The organism is Halomonas sp. SH5A2 (assembly GCF_014263395.1).
GTDB lineage: Bacteria > Pseudomonadota > Gammaproteobacteria > Pseudomonadales > Halomonadaceae > Vreelandella.
Genome location: NZ_CP058321.1, coordinates 1,305,568 through 1,320,610 on the forward strand (window position 1 = coordinate 1,305,568; position 15,043 = coordinate 1,320,610).

At 57.0% G+C, this 15,043-nt stretch carries 17 protein-coding genes; 11 read left to right on the top strand and 6 right to left on the bottom strand.

All coding sequences use genetic code 11. From position 1 onward, the window contains the following. Positions 1 to 24: 24 nt before the first annotated feature. Entirely contained in the window at positions 25 to 1,008 is a 984-nt protein-coding gene (locus tag HXW73_RS06085; protein WP_186255360.1) for a sugar kinase, read from the bottom strand. Between the two features lie 182 nt (positions 1,009 to 1,190). Here HXW73_RS06085 and HXW73_RS06090 point away from each other — a divergent pair, with 182 nt between their 5' ends. Further along, positions 1,191 to 2,000, top strand: a complete 810-nt coding sequence (locus tag HXW73_RS06090; protein WP_186255361.1) for a methyltransferase domain-containing protein — start codon at positions 1,191 to 1,193, stop codon at positions 1,998 to 2,000. Next, on the top strand, positions 1,997 to 2,992 hold the full coding sequence (locus tag HXW73_RS06095) for a class I SAM-dependent methyltransferase (protein WP_186255362.1): 996 nt from the start codon (positions 1,997 to 1,999) through the stop codon (positions 2,990 to 2,992). Before HXW73_RS06090 ends, HXW73_RS06095 begins: the two co-directional genes overlap by 4 nt. Before the next feature lie 19 nt (positions 2,993 to 3,011). Here the strand turns inward: HXW73_RS06095 and greB are convergent, their stop codons facing one another. Next, the gene (greB, locus tag HXW73_RS06100; RefSeq protein ID WP_186255363.1) at positions 3,012 to 3,548 is read right to left on the bottom strand and encodes a transcription elongation factor GreB; all 537 of its coding nucleotides are present in this window, start codon (positions 3,546 to 3,548) and stop codon (positions 3,012 to 3,014) included. A gap of 193 nt (positions 3,549 to 3,741) precedes the next feature. Here greB and HXW73_RS06105 point away from each other — a divergent pair, with 193 nt between their 5' ends. The 6 genes from HXW73_RS06105 (at position 3,742) to cysN (ending at position 8,867) form a co-directional block, all read left to right on the top strand. Then, on the top strand, positions 3,742 to 4,368 hold the full coding sequence (locus HXW73_RS06105; RefSeq protein WP_222105040.1) for a TRAP transporter TatT component family protein: 627 nt from the start codon (positions 3,742 to 3,744) through the stop codon (positions 4,366 to 4,368). Positions 4,369 to 4,440: 72 nt separating this feature from the next. Continuing rightward, on the top strand, positions 4,441 to 5,112 hold the full coding sequence (locus HXW73_RS06110) for an NUDIX domain-containing protein (RefSeq protein WP_186255365.1): 672 nt from the start codon (positions 4,441 to 4,443) through the stop codon (positions 5,110 to 5,112). Positions 5,113 to 5,114: 2 nt separating this feature from the next. Continuing rightward, on the top strand, positions 5,115 to 5,561 hold the full coding sequence (locus HXW73_RS06115; RefSeq protein WP_186255366.1) for a DUF1249 domain-containing protein: 447 nt from the start codon (positions 5,115 to 5,117) through the stop codon (positions 5,559 to 5,561). Further along, positions 5,561 to 6,310 carry a metallophosphoesterase gene (locus HXW73_RS06120; RefSeq protein ID WP_186255367.1) on the top strand — a complete coding sequence of 250 codons (750 nt, stop codon included), beginning with the start codon at positions 5,561 to 5,563 and terminating at the stop codon, positions 6,308 to 6,310. The genes HXW73_RS06115 and HXW73_RS06120 overlap by 1 nt, the downstream gene beginning before the upstream one ends. Before the next feature lie 158 nt (positions 6,311 to 6,468). Next, positions 6,469 to 7,431, top strand: coding sequence for a sulfate adenylyltransferase subunit CysD (gene cysD / locus HXW73_RS06125; protein ID WP_186255368.1), 963 nt, complete (start codon positions 6,469 to 6,471; stop codon positions 7,429 to 7,431). Beyond that, the gene (gene cysN / locus HXW73_RS06130) at positions 7,431 to 8,867 is read left to right on the top strand and encodes a sulfate adenylyltransferase subunit CysN (protein WP_186255369.1); all 1,437 of its coding nucleotides are present in this window, start codon (positions 7,431 to 7,433) and stop codon (positions 8,865 to 8,867) included. Before cysD ends, cysN begins: the two co-directional genes overlap by 1 nt. 102 nt (positions 8,868 to 8,969) lie before the next feature. On the opposite strand, the gene HXW73_RS06135 is transcribed toward cysN, so the two are convergent. From HXW73_RS06135 to HXW73_RS06145, 3 genes are read right to left on the bottom strand one after another with little or no spacing between them, the layout of a single operon-like run. Further along, positions 8,970 to 9,779 carry a substrate-binding domain-containing protein gene (locus HXW73_RS06135; RefSeq protein ID WP_186255370.1) on the bottom strand — a complete coding sequence of 270 codons (810 nt, stop codon included), beginning with the start codon at positions 9,777 to 9,779 and terminating at the stop codon, positions 8,970 to 8,972. A 35-nt stretch (positions 9,780 to 9,814) separates the two neighbouring features. Then, a complete protein-coding gene (locus tag HXW73_RS06140) occupies positions 9,815 to 10,537 on the bottom strand; it encodes an ATP-binding cassette domain-containing protein (protein ID WP_186255371.1) in 723 nt (240 codons plus the stop codon). Then, positions 10,534 to 11,238, bottom strand: coding sequence for an ABC transporter permease (locus HXW73_RS06145; RefSeq protein WP_186255372.1), 705 nt, complete (start codon positions 11,236 to 11,238; stop codon positions 10,534 to 10,536). Before HXW73_RS06145 ends, HXW73_RS06140 begins: the two co-directional genes overlap by 4 nt. Before the next feature lie 111 nt (positions 11,239 to 11,349). Between HXW73_RS06145 and HXW73_RS06150 the strand changes: the two genes are divergently transcribed. The 3 genes from HXW73_RS06150 (at position 11,350) to HXW73_RS06160 (ending at position 14,297) form a co-directional block, all read left to right on the top strand. Beyond that, the gene (locus HXW73_RS06150) at positions 11,350 to 12,237 is read left to right on the top strand and encodes a helix-turn-helix transcriptional regulator (protein WP_240538725.1); all 888 of its coding nucleotides are present in this window, start codon (positions 11,350 to 11,352) and stop codon (positions 12,235 to 12,237) included. A 168-nt stretch (positions 12,238 to 12,405) separates the two neighbouring features. Continuing rightward, positions 12,406 to 13,530, top strand: coding sequence for an App1 family protein (locus tag HXW73_RS06155; protein WP_186255374.1), 1,125 nt, complete (start codon positions 12,406 to 12,408; stop codon positions 13,528 to 13,530). 92 nt (positions 13,531 to 13,622) lie between these two features. Next, positions 13,623 to 14,297, top strand: coding sequence for a zinc metallopeptidase (locus HXW73_RS06160; protein WP_186255375.1), 675 nt, complete (start codon positions 13,623 to 13,625; stop codon positions 14,295 to 14,297). Positions 14,298 to 14,329: 32 nt separating this feature from the next. Here the strand turns inward: HXW73_RS06160 and HXW73_RS06165 are convergent, their stop codons facing one another. Next, positions 14,330 to 14,611 carry an FAD-binding protein gene (locus tag HXW73_RS06165; RefSeq protein WP_186255376.1) on the bottom strand — a complete coding sequence of 94 codons (282 nt, stop codon included), beginning with the start codon at positions 14,609 to 14,611 and terminating at the stop codon, positions 14,330 to 14,332. Positions 14,612 to 15,043: the final 432 nt, after the last annotated feature.

Genomic DNA, 15,043 nt, shown 5'->3' on the forward strand with positions numbered 1-15,043 from the left:
TCCTTGGTAAAAATACGAGGCGAGTTAGGCAGTGGGTTGCTCTGCTTCAAGCGCTTGTAGCCGCTCTCGACTAGGCAGGCCTTCCATATCACCAATGACTTGAATGGCCTGAGCACCGATTAGATTTCCCCGCTGGGCGGCTTGGCGTGCTGTAGCTCCGTCAAGCAGGGCGCTGATCACGCCAACGGCAAAGCCATCGCCTGCGCCTACGGTATCCACCACCTCAGCGACAGGGCAACCGCTCACCGTAAAGCTCTCTTCGTGGCCATCCAGGTTGCCTCGATAATAGCTGCCTTCTGGGCCCAGTTTGATCATCACCGCGGAGGCGCCTTGATCCAGATAGTAGCCTGCTATGTCGTAAGGCGTCTTCTGCCCGGTGAGTAGCTCACCCTCGGCAAGCCCTGGCAGTACCCAGTCGGCACGGCCGGCAAGTTCGTTGAGGGTCGATCGCATAACGCTTTCGCTGGGCCAAAGTGACGGCCGCAAATTGGGGTCAAAGGAAATACTCGCGCCATGGGCGCGGGCCTGTTCCATCAAATGATGGCTAAGCTGGCAGGCGCTTTCAGATAACGCCGGGGTAATGCCCGTTGCGTGCAGGTGGTTAAGCGCCTGAAAGTCGACACTCCGGGCGTCGTCAACAGTCATGTGACTGGCGGCACTACCACGTCTGAAATACTCTACTCGCGGGTCGGCGCCGCCCTGGGCGCGCTCTTTGAAGAGCAGGCCGGTGGGGTGCTGTGCATCAGCGTGGATATAGCGGTCATCGATACCTTCCGCTGTTAAAGCCGCCTGAATAAACCTTCCAAAGCTATCGGTTCCCACTCGGCTTAACCAGCCCACGTGAAAACCTAGCCTTGAGAGACCGATGGCGACATTGTTATCGGCACCGGCCAAGCGGCGGTGGAAACCCTCAATGCCGGATAAATCGCCCGGTGTATCAGCCACAAACATGGCCATGGCTTCGCCAAAGGTGAGGATTTCTGGTGGGCTAGAAATAGAGTGGGGCATAGTAAATTATCCCTTGGTGTTGTTTATCGCCAGGCCATGGCAACAATAGCATTTATGCCTATGTTTGTTAGCGAGCGTTAAAGTCTGCCGCTGGGTTGAGTTCTATTCCGCTAAGGCTGGCAAGCGTTCCGCGCTCAAGCAAGTTAAACTACACGGCCTTGATACAACGCTCGGCCCATTGAATGCACCCACATTATGAATTGACCCAAGCGGGCGACCGTTATTTTGATGGCCTGGTCGACAAGTTTTCCCGCTCGCTCTACCAGGCGCCGAGAGGCGAGTTGCGCCTGGCGATGCTCGACTATTTGTTGCCGCAAATGCTGCATTTACAACAGCAAGCGGTATTGGATATCGGCGGCGGACTGGGTCAGCAAGCTGCGTGGTTTGCAGAGCGAGGGCATGCGGTCACGATGGCAGAGCCCTCAGCCGATATGCTGGGCTATGCAAAAAACTGGCACCGCGACGCCAATGAACTGCCCAGCGATGCGATCGAGTATCTGCAAGCGCCGCTGCAAACGATAGGGCAGCACGCCCCAGGCCCTTGGCCACTCATTGCCTGTCATGCGGTACTGGAGTGGCTCGGCGAGCCGCGTTTGGCCATGCAAACGCTGGCAGGCCTGCTCGCCCCAGGCGGTCAACTGAGCCTTATGGTGTTTAACCGTGATGCGCTGCGCTTTTCCAATGCCATAAAGGGTAACTTGCAAAAAGCGTTAAGCGACCAGCTAGAGGGGCAGGGCAGAGGCCAGCGACTGACGCCCATTTCGCCCATCACCCACGACCAGGTCATGCAGTGGAGCGCGGAAAATGGTCTGGCTATTGAGTCGGCGGCCGGCATCCGGGTCTTTCAGGACTATTTACGCCAGCCCGCGGTAGCGCAACACGAGCAGGATACGCTGCTGGCGCTGGAAAAACGCTACTGCCGCCAGGACCCCCACTGGCGCTTGGGTCGCTACTTGCTTTATACCCTCAGCAAACCGGAGACCGTCGAATGAGTACCCAAGTGCCTGCCTGCCAACTGCTTGAACGTCAGCCAGCGCGCCATGGGCCGCTCTGGGTGGTCGGTCCGCCGCTGGATCCTTGGCTGGTCGAGCAGTCAGCCGGTGTTGTCAGCGCTGACTTGGCCGTGCTGGACGCTTGGCGCGCTCGAGGTAAATCAGCGTATAGCCCGTTTGAGGATGAGAGTGTTGAGTACTTGGCAGGCGAGGTGGTGCTGTTTTGGCCCAAAGCCCATCAGTTGGGTATCTGGTGGCTGGAGTGGCTATGTGAAGTATTGCCAGCTGACACGCCGATAGACGTCGTCGGTGAACATAACGGCGGTATCAAGCGCGTTCCCAAGGTGCTTGCTGAGCGGGGCATGGGGTGCGACAAGCTGGATAACGCCCGACGCTGCTCGCTATTTGCGACCCGCACGGTAAAGCTCACTTCCCAGGACGATGTGTGGACGCGTTTCGAAGCGCTGGGTCTGACATTGATCAGCCACCCCGGCGTGTTCGGGCATGGGAAAGTTGATGAAGGCACCCGGCTACTCCTGGACGTCCTGGAGAGCGAGCTTCCTCACACACACCTCCGAGTGCTGGATATGGGCTGCGGTGACGGGATAATCAGCGCATGGCTAGCTCATCGCGGGCATCAGGTCACCGCGGTGGATGTCAGCGCGTTTGCGGTTGAGTCGACCCAGCGAACTCTGAGTGTTAACGGACTCGAAGGCCGCGTAGTGCAAAGCGATGTTTTCAGCGCTTTGCAAGGCGAGCTCTTTGATCTCATCGTCAGCAATCCGCCTTTTCATCAGGAGCGTGATGTCAGCTATGGGCCCAGTCAGCGCCTGATCAGTCAGGCGCCGGCTCACTTAACGTCAGCGGGCCAGCTGTGGCTGGTGGCCAATGCGTTCTTGCCGTATCCCGACCTGCTCCAGAACGCGTTTGAGCAGTTCCAAACATTGGCAGATAATCGCCGTTTCAGGGTCTATCGCGCCCAGCGGCATTAGGGCCTGTTTCAGGCCCTAATTACTGCTTGGGGGCATAGTCAATGGCCGTCACGGTATAGAACGTCTCGCCGTTGGGCGTGAGTACCGTTATATCCTCGCCCACTTCCTTGCCCAGTAAGGCCTTGGCCATGGGGGCATCGATGCTTATCCAGCGTTTTTGCGTATCGGTTTCATCGTGGCCAACAATGCGTATAGACAGCGTTTCCCCTTCTTCGTCTTCCAGGCTAACAAAGGCGCCGAAAAATATTTTTTGCGTATTGGCGGGCAAGCGGTCGACCACCTGAAGTTCATCCAGACGTTTGGTGAGGTAACCAATACGGGCGATGACGCGATTGAGTTCCTTTTTATTGTAGGTGTAATCCGCGTTTTCGCTGCGGTCGCCCTGGGCGGCCGCTTCGCCCACTTTCGCCGAAATTTGCGGACGTTTCACCCGCGAGAGATGGTCCAGAATCCCCCGTAGGCGTGCTGCACCCTCAGCGGTAATCAGGTTGCTTTTAGGTTCCTGGCGCGGGTCTTTTGCCGGATCGCGCCAACGTGTCATGTTGCGGCCTTTCATTGCCAACTCCCTTCTGGTTAGGCGGTCCCCACTTTAACGCGATTTGCCATTGGTCGGCCAAGAGTCGCGTCAATGAATTGCGACTGGCGATTAATTCAAACGTTCGTTACATTGTCTGGGTGACTTATTTTGCCGACTGGCAGTTACCCGACAACAACAAGCTAAGGAGTTGATAATGGCTCACTCAAACCTGATGCGCTATTTCGCAATGACCGCACTCACCAGTTCGCTGGCGCTTGCATCGTTTAACGCGGTGGCCTACGAAAGCGAGTTGTTCTCGCTTAAAAACCGCTGGGAGCATACGGTAACGGAAATGCCTGAAAGTGAGCGGGAAGATGCACTCAGTGGCCTGGCTGAAGAAGTGACCCAGCTTGCCGAGCAGCATAGCGACGAAGCCGAGGTATTGGTCTGGAAAGGGGTGGTATTGGCCGCTTATGCCCGTGAACGTGGTGGTCTTGGCGCGTTGGGCGTTGCCAAAGACGCTCGGGATACCCTTGAGCGTGCCGTCGAGCTCGACCCGCAAGGCAACAACGGCTCGGCCTATGTGACGTTGGGGGCGCTATACGACCGCGTACCCGGTGGGCTGATTGGTTTTGGCGATAGTGATACGGCAGATGAGATGTTTCAGCGTGCCTTGCAGATTCGTCCTGACGGCATCGATGTCAACTATTACTACGCGACCTTCCTGCAGGAAGAAGGCAATACCCAGGCGGCTCGGGAGCATGCCCAGCGCGCCGTGAATGGCACCGCCCGCGAGGGTCGCCAACAATCCGACGAAGCGTTGCGCCGTGACGCCGAGGCGTTGCTCGGCGAGCTATAAAACCTTCCACAAATTGGCATTCCCGGTGGCAAGCATTGATAATAGGACGATTGTTATCACCGGGAGCGCCTTATGGCATCCAGCGCCAGCACGTCTTTGCTCAACACGCCGCTAGGCCGCGAAGATGTTGAACTGCACAAACGCGAAACCCTGCATCAGGGCTTTTTCCGCCTGGAGGCGTTAGAGCTTCGTCATCGCCTGTTTGAAGGCGGGTGGAGCGACGTCATGCGGCGCGAGGTCCACCATCGCTTTGATGCCGTTGGTGTGCTGCTTTACGACCCCGAGCGCGATAATCTGGTGTTGGTTGAGCAGTTTCGCGCCGGTGCCGTTGACGATCCGCATACCCCATGGAAGCTGGAGCTCGTGGCGGGCCTCGTCGAGCAGGACGAGTCATTGGACGATGTTGCCCGTCGTGAAGCCCTGGAAGAGGCTGGTTGTCATGTGGGCCAATTGACTAAACTGCATACCTATTACCCCAGTCCAGGCGCCTGTAACGAACGCGTGACGCTATTCTGCGGCTTGATCAATACGCAGGGGCTGGGCGGGGTTCATGGCCTGGCGGAAGAACATGAAGATATTCGCGTCCATGTGGTGTCTTTTCCCACTGCATGGGAACTCCTGGGCCAGGGAAGACTCGACAACGCCATGTGCTTGATTGCACTGCATTGGCTGGCAGGCCAGCGGGCGTCTTTACGCGCCGCTTCCCGCCCAATCCCCCCGCAGGGCGAAACCGACGAGGAGTGATCATGGCGAAAATGGCTTATGTCACCGATTTGAAGACGCTCCAAGCCGAGTGCAGCGCCAACTATTTGCGCCTGATTCGCCTGGTGGGTGACCTGGAAGGCGACCAGCATCGCAACATTGCCTTGCGTAGCGATGACCAGGATTTCGGTGATTTACAACTCAAGATTTTGCAAAACGCCCCTTACACCACCATGCTGGAAGTGTCGCAAAGCAGTCCGATGGATACGTTGTGGGAAGGCCCTCGCATGCGTGTGCATCTTTACCACGACGTCCGCATGGCGGAGGTTACCGACTTTCAGCGCGAGCGTCATTTCAGAGGGCGCTACCGCTACCCCAATGCGCGGATGCACCAGCCGGATGAAAAGCTTCAGTTGAATCGCTTTCTCGGCGAGTGGCTGGCTCATGCCCTGGCCCATGGACACACCGTTGATGTTCCGGAGTTACCTTAATGCGCCTGGTGCAAATCACCGATGCCCACCTGTACGCGGATAAACAAGCGCGATCCCGCGCGGGAGTGCCCTGGCATCACCTGCAGCGGGTGCTGCAGGCGGTCATCGCTGAGCAGCCCGACTTCGTGGTGTTGACCGGTGATGTCAGTCAGGACGAAACGGCGACCTCTTATGCACTGGCCAGTGAGGCAATGTCGCAGTTGCCCTGTCCTTGGGCCTGGATGGCGGGCAATCACGACCAGCCCGTGCTGATGCAAGGGGAACATCCGCTGGTCGATGAGGTGTCACTACCGCCCTGGCGCCTGCTGCTGCTGCATACCCCGGTTGAGGGTAAGCCCTACGGTGAACTGGGTCGTGACGCCTTAGCGGGGCTATCCGCCAAGCTTGAGGGGGATCGTCGACCGACCTTGATCGCAATGCATCATCCTCCCGTTGGCGTGGGGGCGTCCTGGATGGATGCCATTGGTTTGCAGGACCGCGATGCGTTCTGGGAGGTCATCAGCGCGTTTCCTCAGGTCAAGGTCATCCTGTTTGGGCATGCCCATCAAATCTATTCCCAGCAAGTCTCGCGGCATGATGCAGTGTCCAGCGAGCAAGGGGTCATGGTGTATGGCTGCCCGGCGATTTCCGATCAATTCATGCCGGGGGCGACCCATTTCATGATCGATGAGGCATCGCGCCCCGGTTATCGCATCGTTGATTTTCAAGACCAGCAGTGGGAAACCCGGGTCGAGCGCGTCACGGTTTAGTCGCCAAAACGGCTTTTTGATCTCATAGGCAGTAAAAGAATAAAAAGATAGTTATTAATTCTTTTGGGTTATTATCGCCAAGACGTTACCCTACCCACATTCCAGCGCTGGGCATTTTTGCGCAGTGCTACAGGTTTGTTTTTGTGAGGTAGTCGGCCATGTCCCAGTTTTCCACTCATTCAGCCGCTTCGCGGCCTGAAGTGCCCGGCGCGCCAAGTGCCGCCCGCATGACGCATTTAAAGCAGCTCGAAGCCGAGTCGATCCATATCATTCGCGAAGTCGCCGCCGAGTTTTCCAACCCGGTGATGATGTACTCCATCGGCAAAGATTCCTCGGTGATGCTGCACTTGGCGCGCAAGGCGTTTTACCCCGGTACGCCGCCGTTTCCGCTGATGCATATCGACACCACCTGGAAATTCCGCGAGATGATCGAGTTCCGCAACCGCATGGCGCAGGAAGCGGGCATGGAGCTTATCGTCCACACCAACGAGGAAGGCCGCGCGGCGAACATCAACCCGTTTGATCACGGCAGCGCCAAGTATACCGACATCATGAAAACCCAGGCGCTCAAGCAAGCGCTGGACAAGCATGGGTTTGATGCTGCGTTCGGTGGTGCCCGGCGCGATGAGGAAGCCTCCCGTGCCAAGGAGCGCGTCTACTCCTTCCGCGATAAATACCACCGCTGGGACCCGAAAAAGCAGCGCCCGGAGCTGTGGAATATCTACAACGCCAAGGTCAACAAGGGTGAGTCGATTCGCGTGTTCCCGCTCTCCAACTGGACCGAGCTGGATATCTGGCAGTACATCTACCTGGAATCGATCCCCATTGTGCCGCTTTATTTATCCGCGCCACGCCCCGTGGTCGAACGCGACGGTATGCAGATCATGGTCGACGACGACCGCATGCCGCTGGAGCCGGGCGAAGTACCGGAAGAAAAATGGGTGCGTTTCAGAACCCTGGGCTGCTACCCGCTCACCGGCGCGGTGGAATCCAAGGCGGCCACTCTGCCCGAAGTGATCCAGGAAATGCTGCTGACCAAAACCAGCGAACGCAGCGGCCGCGCCATCGACCACGACCAGGCCGGTTCGATGGAAAAGAAAAAGCGTGAGGGGTACTTTTAATGTCACACCAGTCCAATTTGATTGCCGACAATATCGAGCAATATCTGCACGAACACGAAAACAAGGACCTGCTGCGCTTTATCACCTGCGGCAGTGTCGATGACGGCAAGTCCACGCTGATTGGCCGGATGCTGCACGATTCCAAAATGATTTTTGAGGATCAACTGGCGGCGATCACCCAGGCGTCCAAAATCAGCGGCACCACCGGCGATACCGTTGACCTGGCGCTGCTGGTCGATGGCCTGCAGTCGGAGCGCGAGCAGGGCATCACCATCGATGTGGCTTATCGTTTTTTCTCCACCGATAAGCGCAAGTTCATTATCGCCGATACCCCGGGGCACGAGCAGTACACCCGCAACATGGCCACGGGGGCATCTACCGCTAGTCTGGCAGTGATTTTGATTGACGCGCGCTACGGCGTGCAAACGCAAACCCGCCGCCACAGCTTCATTGCCGATTTGCTGGGTATCCAGCATCTGGTGATCGCGGTCAACAAGATGGATCTGGTCGATTTCTCCGAGCAGCGCTTTAACGAGATCGTCGAAGAGTATCGTGCTTTTGCGACCAATCTGAACGCCCCCGATATTCGCTTTGTGCCGATGTCGGCACTCAACGGCGACAATGTCGTCAATCCCAGCGAGCAGACGCCCTGGTATTACACGGCGGGCTATGAAGGTAAAACACTGATCGAGCTGCTGGAAAGCGTCGAGATCACATATGACCAGAACCTCACCGACTTACGTTTGCCGGTGCAGTATGTCAATCGGCCCAATCTGGATTTTCGCGGCTATTGCGGCACCTTGGCGGCGGGCGTGTTACGCCCTGGTCAAGCCGTGAAGGTGCTGCCATCGGGTAAAACCTCGCGCGTCGAGCGGATCGTGACCTTTGAGGGTGACTTGACGGCGGCGTACCCGGGCCAGGCCATTACCGTCACGCTGGATGATGAAATTGATATTTCGCGTGGCGACTGGCTCGTCAGCGCCGAGGAAGAACTGCCGCTGTCGAACGCCTTTGAAGCGGATATCGTCTGGATGCATGAAGATGCGCTGGCACCGGGCAAATTGTACGACTTCAAGCTCGCCACTCGGGATCTCTCAGGGCAAGTTAGCGCGATTGATTACCAGATCGACGTGAACACGCTTGAAAACCACGCCGCGGATTCGTTGAGCTTGAATGCCATTGCTCGCTGCGAGGTCGAATTGACGGCGGCCATTCCGGTAGATAATTATCGCAGCAGCCCCGGTACTGGCAGCTTTATCATTGTCGACCGGCTGACCAACGTGACCGTCGGCGCGGGGATGATTCGCGGCGTGGCCAAGGCGTCAGACAGTGGCCCTGCGAAAACCGATTGGGCAGCCTTTGAGCGCGATCTCAACGCTCTGGTGCGTAAGCATTTTCCGCATTGGGAAGCCAAGGATATCCGTCAGCTTCTGTAGGCTTTACCTGGTATCAACTGGGTAAGATAAGCAATGTGATGAGATAGAAGCCCCTCTGGCAGCATGCCCGAGGGGCTTTTTGATAGATAGCTTTTCGGTAGGTTAGTCCGCGTTGGGGAAAAACAGCTGTTGGCCATCGACTTCGTAATCAGCGATGGCTTGCTGGCCCTCTTCTGAGACCAGCCATTCATGCCACTGGGCGGCGAGGTCATGTTTCAAGTGCGGATGGCGCTCTTCCGAGATCAGCAGGCTACCGTACTGATTGAACAGCGCTTCATCGCCTTCAAACAGCAAGGTCAAGTCCTGCGGATTTTCAAAAGACACCCAGGTGGCGCGGTCGGTGAGGGTGTAGGCATTCATGCCCGCCGCTGTATTGAGCGTTGGTCCCATACCGCTGCCCAACTCGCGGTACCACGCGCCTTGCGGGTTAACGCCGGCGTCTTGCCATAAACGCAGCTCGGCACGGTTGGTGCCGCTGTCATCACCCCGCGAGGCAAAGGCCGACTCGCTTTCAGCGATCTGCTGCATGGCCTCGCTAACCGTCTCGCTGGTTTGAATATCGGCGGGATCATCGCTGGGGCCGACGATCACGAAGTCGTTGTACATGACGTCCAGACGCTCGGTGGCGTAACCCTCTGCGACAAACTGCTCCTCGCCTGTAGTGTCGTGAACCAGCAGGCTGTCGGCGTCACCGCGTCGAGCGATCTCAAATGCCTGACCGGTGCCTACCGCAACCACCCGGACATCAATATCAGTCTTGTCGGCAAACTGGGGAATGATGGCGTCAAACAACCCTGAGTTTTCCGTCGATGTGGTGGAGGCCAGGGTGATGTAGTCGTTATCGGCCAGCGCTAGGCCACCCCAGGTCAGGCTTAGCAGGCTTGCGCTGGTGACGAACGCGGTTTTTTTCACGTCACGATTCCTTCTTTTTGCGTGATGTATCAGGGTTACCAAATCAGCTCACCCTGGATAAACGCGCGACCCTCTGACGAGCGAGGCGCGGAGAAAAATGTTTCGGCGGGGCTGTGTTCGCGTAACTGGCCGTTATGCAGAAACACCACGTCGTCGGCCAGGCGTTTGGCCTGATGCAAGTCATGGGTCGTCATCACAATGCGGGTCCCGCTTGCGTGAAAGGCCATGACGGCATCTTCCACGGCTTTGATCGCTGCCGGGTCCAGGGCCGAGGTGGCTTCATCCAGAAACAGTACATCCGGGTTGAGCAGCCAGGCGCGGGCCAGGGCAAGCCGCTGCTGCTCGCCACCCGAGAGTACCCGGGCCGGACGGTGAGCGAGGGAGGTTAAACCGAAGGTGTCGAGGGCTTGATAGGCACGCGCTTTACGCTGGGCACGGGGCACTTTATGAATACCCAGCACATAGGTGAGGTTATCGAGCGCCGAGCGGCGAAGCAGCACCGGCCGTTGGAACACCATCGCCTGTGCCGGGGTGGGGCCTTGCCAGCAGACGCGCCCGCTTGTTGGGGTAAGTAGCCCATGAGCCAGGCGCATCAGCAGGCTTTTGCCAGCACCGTTTGGACCCATGATGACCGTACGACGACATCCCGACAGTGTCAGCGAGGTAGGGGCTAATAGCGATTGGCCGCGGTGCTCAAAGCTGACGTCGTCAAACTGCAGGTCCGCGATGTGGTCAAAAATAGACGTTGGTGCATTCATCCTAAACGCCTCTTGGCCGTCTCGCCCATCAGGTGAGCCAGGGCATTAATCAGCGTTACCAACGCCAGTAGAATAATGCCCAGCCCCAACGCCAGAGGCAGGTTGCCTTTGCTGGTTTCCAGCACGATGCTGGTCGTCATGACCCGCGTCACGCCCTCGATATTGCCACCCACAATCATCACCGCGCCGACTTCAGCGCTGGCACGCCCAAAACCCGCGAGCATCACGGTGACAAGCCCAACGCGCGCGTCCCAAAGCAGGGTGGGCATCATTCTCGCGGTGGATAATCCCAGTGACTGAAGCTGTTCGGCGTATTCGCCGTGCAGCGCCTCGACCTGCTGTCGCGTTAACGAGGCAATAATCGGCAACACCAACACCCACTGCGCCACCACCATGGCCGTGGGGCTGAACAGTAGCCCCCATTCACCCAGTGGCCCGGCGCGTGAGAGCAGCAGATAAACACACAGCCCCGCGACAACGGGGGGTAAGCCCATCAGGGCATTCAGGACAATAATGACACCGTTGCGTCCGGGAAAGCGCCAAAGCGCCAGGGCGGCCCCCAGTGGTAGGCCTGCGAGCGCGGCGAGTGCAACGGCCACGAGCGAGACCTGCAACGACAACGCCACAATCGAGATCAGATCGCTATCCATGTGCAGAATAAGCTGTAGAGCGGTTAAAAAGGCATTATCGCTAGCGGGCATAATCAGTTTTTAGCATGATGTTTAGTAGGTAGGCAGCATGATCTTAAATATGCAAAGATGCACCCTATGCTGAAATTGGTGCAGCTATATGCAGCATAAAACACTGAGGGTGTGTCTTTGAGCGTCAATTATTTAACCACCAGCGAAGTGGCCGACTATTTACGGCTTAAGGAGCGCAAGGTCTACGACCTGGTGCGCCAGGGTCAGATACCCTGTAGCCGTGTGACGGGGAAATTACTCTTTCCTCGCCAACAGGTCGATTTATGGGTGCTCAACCACCTGGAAGGTGATCAGGCCCAACGTCAACCGCCGCCTGCGGTAGTGGCCGGTAGCCAGGATCCGTTACTGGAATGGGCCATTCGCGAAAGTCGCTCCGACCTGGCCAGCTTGTTTCACGGCAGCGGCGACGGTGTTCGTCGCCTGCTGGAGGGACGCGCCATGGTTGCCGGGGTGCATTTGCTCGACCCTGGCAGTGGTCAATACAACCAGCCTCATTTATTGGGTTTGGGCGGCGTGAAAGATTTGGTCGTGCTGCGCTGGGCGGTCCGGCGTCAGGGGTTACTAATACCTGCCGACAACCCGTTAGGAATTACCGGTCTTGGGGATCTAACTCGCCCCAAAATACGCGTTGCCCACCGCCAACCCGGTGCTGGCGCCGCTCGGTTGTTAACGCACCTACTTGGCAAAGCGGGCATCGCGCCAACCTCGATTGATTGGGCGGCTCACCCGAGCCTAAACGAAGACGATTTAGCGCTGAGCGTGCTGCAAGGCGAGGCGGATGTCGGACTTGGTGTTGAAGCAGCGGCGCAGCGTCAGCAACTGGGCTTTATCCCGCTTTACGATGAGCAGTTCGACTTAATGATGCATCGTCGCAGCTACTTCGAGCCGAGCGTGCAGGCGCTATTGACGTTTACCCGTCAGCCCAGGTTTGCTAAGCGTTCTGAGGCACTGTGTGGCTACGATATTTGCCAGATAGGCGAAGTCATGTACAACGCCTAGCGCCGCACGCACTGGGTTTTCGGCTTGACGATTATACGGCGAGTGCCACACTGTTGAGGCATTGTTAATGTCTAACCATCACGAAAAGGAGAGCATGATGCGTCAAGCACTGAACGACAGACGTTTAGCGAAGCGGCAAGAAAAGCGACAGTCTGGACAACACGCTTGATGAAGCTATTTCGCCAGTGGTCAAGCTTCGTGAAGCGGCTTACTCACGTGATGGCCAAACCCATGAAACGCGATCTGGGCCGCGGTGGCATGATGGTCCATCCCTATCGTGGTTATGGGTCTCAGCGAGAAGTCTTCGTCATGGGGAGGGTGTTCCGTCAAGCGGCTTTAGGCCGGGCCATCCCCAGGCGCGGCATGCTTCGCGATACAGCTGACGTCGCCCGGCGGATTTTTCGTCGCGGATTGTCTGGTGCGACCGTTGAGCTTTCTCTGGGGGGCAATCAACTATGTGTCGCCACTGACCGTGATGGCTACTTCAACGTCCACCTGCCGATCAGTCACCCCTTGCCTATCGATGTTTCCTGGCATGTCGCTGACGTCAGGGTGCAGGCCGAAGGCCAGCGGCCGATTAATACTCAGGTGGAAATTTATGTACCGCCGCCCGAGGCAGACCTGGTGGTGATCAGCGATATTGATGACACGGTGATGTTCACAGGCGTAGCGGAAAAGCTCAAGATGCTGTACCGCCTGTTCGTGAGCAAACCACACCGCCGTACTGCATTTCCGGGGGTTGCTTCCCTCTATCAGGCGCTACATCGCGGCGCCAGCGATAAAGAAGAACGGCCCATTTTGTATGTTTCCCGGGGGCCCTGGGCCATCTATGAAATGCTGGAAGCCTTTTTTCAGCTTAACCGTATTCCGGTAGGCCCTATCCTGTTTCTGCGGGAATGGGGCATCTCCCTGCGTCACCCATGGCCGAGGCGAGCAGAGGCGCATAAGCGTGAATTAATTGACCGTATGTTGGCGCTGTTTGATGACTTGCCATGTATCTTGATCGGCGATAGCGGTCAGCACGACCCCGAGGTGTATAGCGAGGTGGTCCGCGACTATCCGGGGCGTATCAAGGCCATTTATATCCGCCGTGTTGATCAAGACCCCGCTCGAGAAGAGGCTATCCAGAATTTACGCAACGAACTGGCCGACACCGACTGCCAACTGGTACTGGCCGCCGATAGCGTGCTGATCGCCGAGCACGCCCATGCGGAAGATTATATCTCGGCGCGAGGGCTTCAGGCCGTCAAACGGGATGTGTACAAAAGCTACCAAGAAGCGGGTAACGAATAAAACACACGGATTCATCCTTCCCGGTCGTCACGAAATGTAAAATCAGTGTCTAATAGACGATGACCATTCGTTTAAGAAACCCGGGAGCCGCCATGTTCGTTGTGCTGATTATCTTCGCCCTGGCGATTTTTGTGCTGCCAAACCTGTGGGCCAAATGGGTGCTCAAACGCCACACCCGTGGTCGTGACGATTACCCTGGCACAGGAGCCGAGCTGGCGGACCATTTGTTGCGTCGGCTGGATATCGAGGGCGCAAGCGTAGAGCGCACTGAATTTGGCGATCATTATGACCCCGAAACGCGCTGCGTGAGGCTCTCCCCGGACAACTATGATGGCCGTTCGCTGACTGCCGTCACCGTGGCCGCTCATGAAGTAGGCCACGCTATTCAACATCATCAGGGCTACGCGCCACTGTTGGCGCGCAGCCGGTTAGTCGGCGTCGCTCAAAAAGCCGAAAAACTCGGCGCGCTGCTGATGATGGCCGCGCCTTTCCTGTTTCTATTGACCCGGTTACCGGGTGGCCTGGCGATCGTGATTGTCATGGCGGTCATCAGCTTTGGCACGGCAGCATTGGTGCATCTGGTAACCCTGCCGGTAGAGTTTGATGCCAGCTTCAACCGCGCGCTGCCGCTGCTAAAAGAGTATGTGCCGCCCTACGATATGCCCAGCGCCCGCCACGTACTCACCGCCTGCGCCTTTACCTACGTAGCAGCGTCGCTTGCCAGCGTGATGAACCTGGGCCGCTGGCTGGTGATTTTGCGAAGGTAAGTAGCGTTACTCCGGTTTGTTGGCCAAATTCACTATGCCACTACAATCATCACGTCATCGTCGCAGGCAGAATTGCCCGCAATGTTGTGACCACTACCGCGTACGGAGAACGGCAAGTCGTGTCGACGTACGAAGTTCAGAGATTTGACAACATCGTCAGGTGAAGTACAGCGGGCAATTATAGAAGGCCTTCGGTCGATCATGGCATTCCATATATGGCGAGCTTCCTCGTATTGCACATCATTTGGAAGAACCACACTCCCCGAGAAGTCGGCCTTAAATGCCTCTATTGCGGTTTGCGAAAGTTGGCTCATGACAACCACCGTTACGTATGCTCGGGAGGTAACGCATACAAGGGGCGCCGAGCGAGAGATTGGGAAAAACAAATCGGCTGGCGATTAGCTCCAATCCTCACAGAGACCCCTTGATTGGTATTTCGTCAGTGGATAGCCACAGTTTAGACAGTCCTGTCAATAGGCGTAATTGTTTTTTGATCGAATCGAAGCGGCCATCGACCGACCACCATGCCTCAATTGCTTATCGCAATAAGTCTTTTCTCACTATATAAGCTCACCCTTTTAGATGAGTTTCCCGCTCCTAACGGATTAGATCTCCCGTAGATAATTAATGATGCTTTTGAGGAGGTGAAAAATCTCCCATATTGTAATCTTGTGTAAGCGATAGGTGTGAAAAGGTTACTTTGGATGGTGTGTCCATCGGGGTGGGGCGGCATACCTGTCGGCTTG

Bases quoted from the DNA above. Each gene is read 5' to 3' on its own strand.
- HXW73_RS06120 (WP_186255367.1), top strand. From the start codon at position 5,561: ATGCGCCTGGTGCAAATCACCGATGCCCACCTGTACGCGGATAAACAA.
- HXW73_RS06105 (WP_222105040.1), top strand. From the start codon at position 3,742: ATGCGCTATTTCGCAATGACCGCACTCACCAGTTCGCTGGCGCTTGCA.
- HXW73_RS06110 (WP_186255365.1), top strand. From the start codon at position 4,441: ATGGCATCCAGCGCCAGCACGTCTTTGCTCAACACGCCGCTAGGCCGC.
- cysD (WP_186255368.1), top strand. From the start codon at position 6,469: ATGTCCCAGTTTTCCACTCATTCAGCCGCTTCGCGGCCTGAAGTGCCC.
- HXW73_RS06115 (WP_186255366.1), top strand. From the start codon at position 5,115: ATGGCGAAAATGGCTTATGTCACCGATTTGAAGACGCTCCAAGCCGAG.
- HXW73_RS06155 (WP_186255374.1), top strand. From the start codon at position 12,406: ATGAAGCTATTTCGCCAGTGGTCAAGCTTCGTGAAGCGGCTTACTCAC.
- HXW73_RS06090 (WP_186255361.1), top strand. From the start codon at position 1,191: ATGCACCCACATTATGAATTGACCCAAGCGGGCGACCGTTATTTTGAT.
- HXW73_RS06140 (WP_186255371.1), bottom strand. From the start codon at position 10,537: ATGAATGCACCAACGTCTATTTTTGACCACATCGCGGACCTGCAGTTT.
- HXW73_RS06160 (WP_186255375.1), top strand. From the start codon at position 13,623: ATGTTCGTTGTGCTGATTATCTTCGCCCTGGCGATTTTTGTGCTGCCA.
- HXW73_RS06095 (WP_186255362.1), top strand. From the start codon at position 1,997: ATGAGTACCCAAGTGCCTGCCTGCCAACTGCTTGAACGTCAGCCAGCG.
- greB (WP_186255363.1), bottom strand. From the start codon at position 3,548: ATGAAAGGCCGCAACATGACACGTTGGCGCGATCCGGCAAAAGACCCG.
- cysN (WP_186255369.1), top strand. From the start codon at position 7,431: ATGTCACACCAGTCCAATTTGATTGCCGACAATATCGAGCAATATCTG.
- HXW73_RS06165 (WP_186255376.1), bottom strand. From the start codon at position 14,611: ATGAGCCAACTTTCGCAAACCGCAATAGAGGCATTTAAGGCCGACTTC.
- HXW73_RS06145 (WP_186255372.1), bottom strand. From the start codon at position 11,238: ATGCCCGCTAGCGATAATGCCTTTTTAACCGCTCTACAGCTTATTCTG.
- HXW73_RS06085 (WP_186255360.1), bottom strand. From the start codon at position 1,008: ATGCCCCACTCTATTTCTAGCCCACCAGAAATCCTCACCTTTGGCGAA.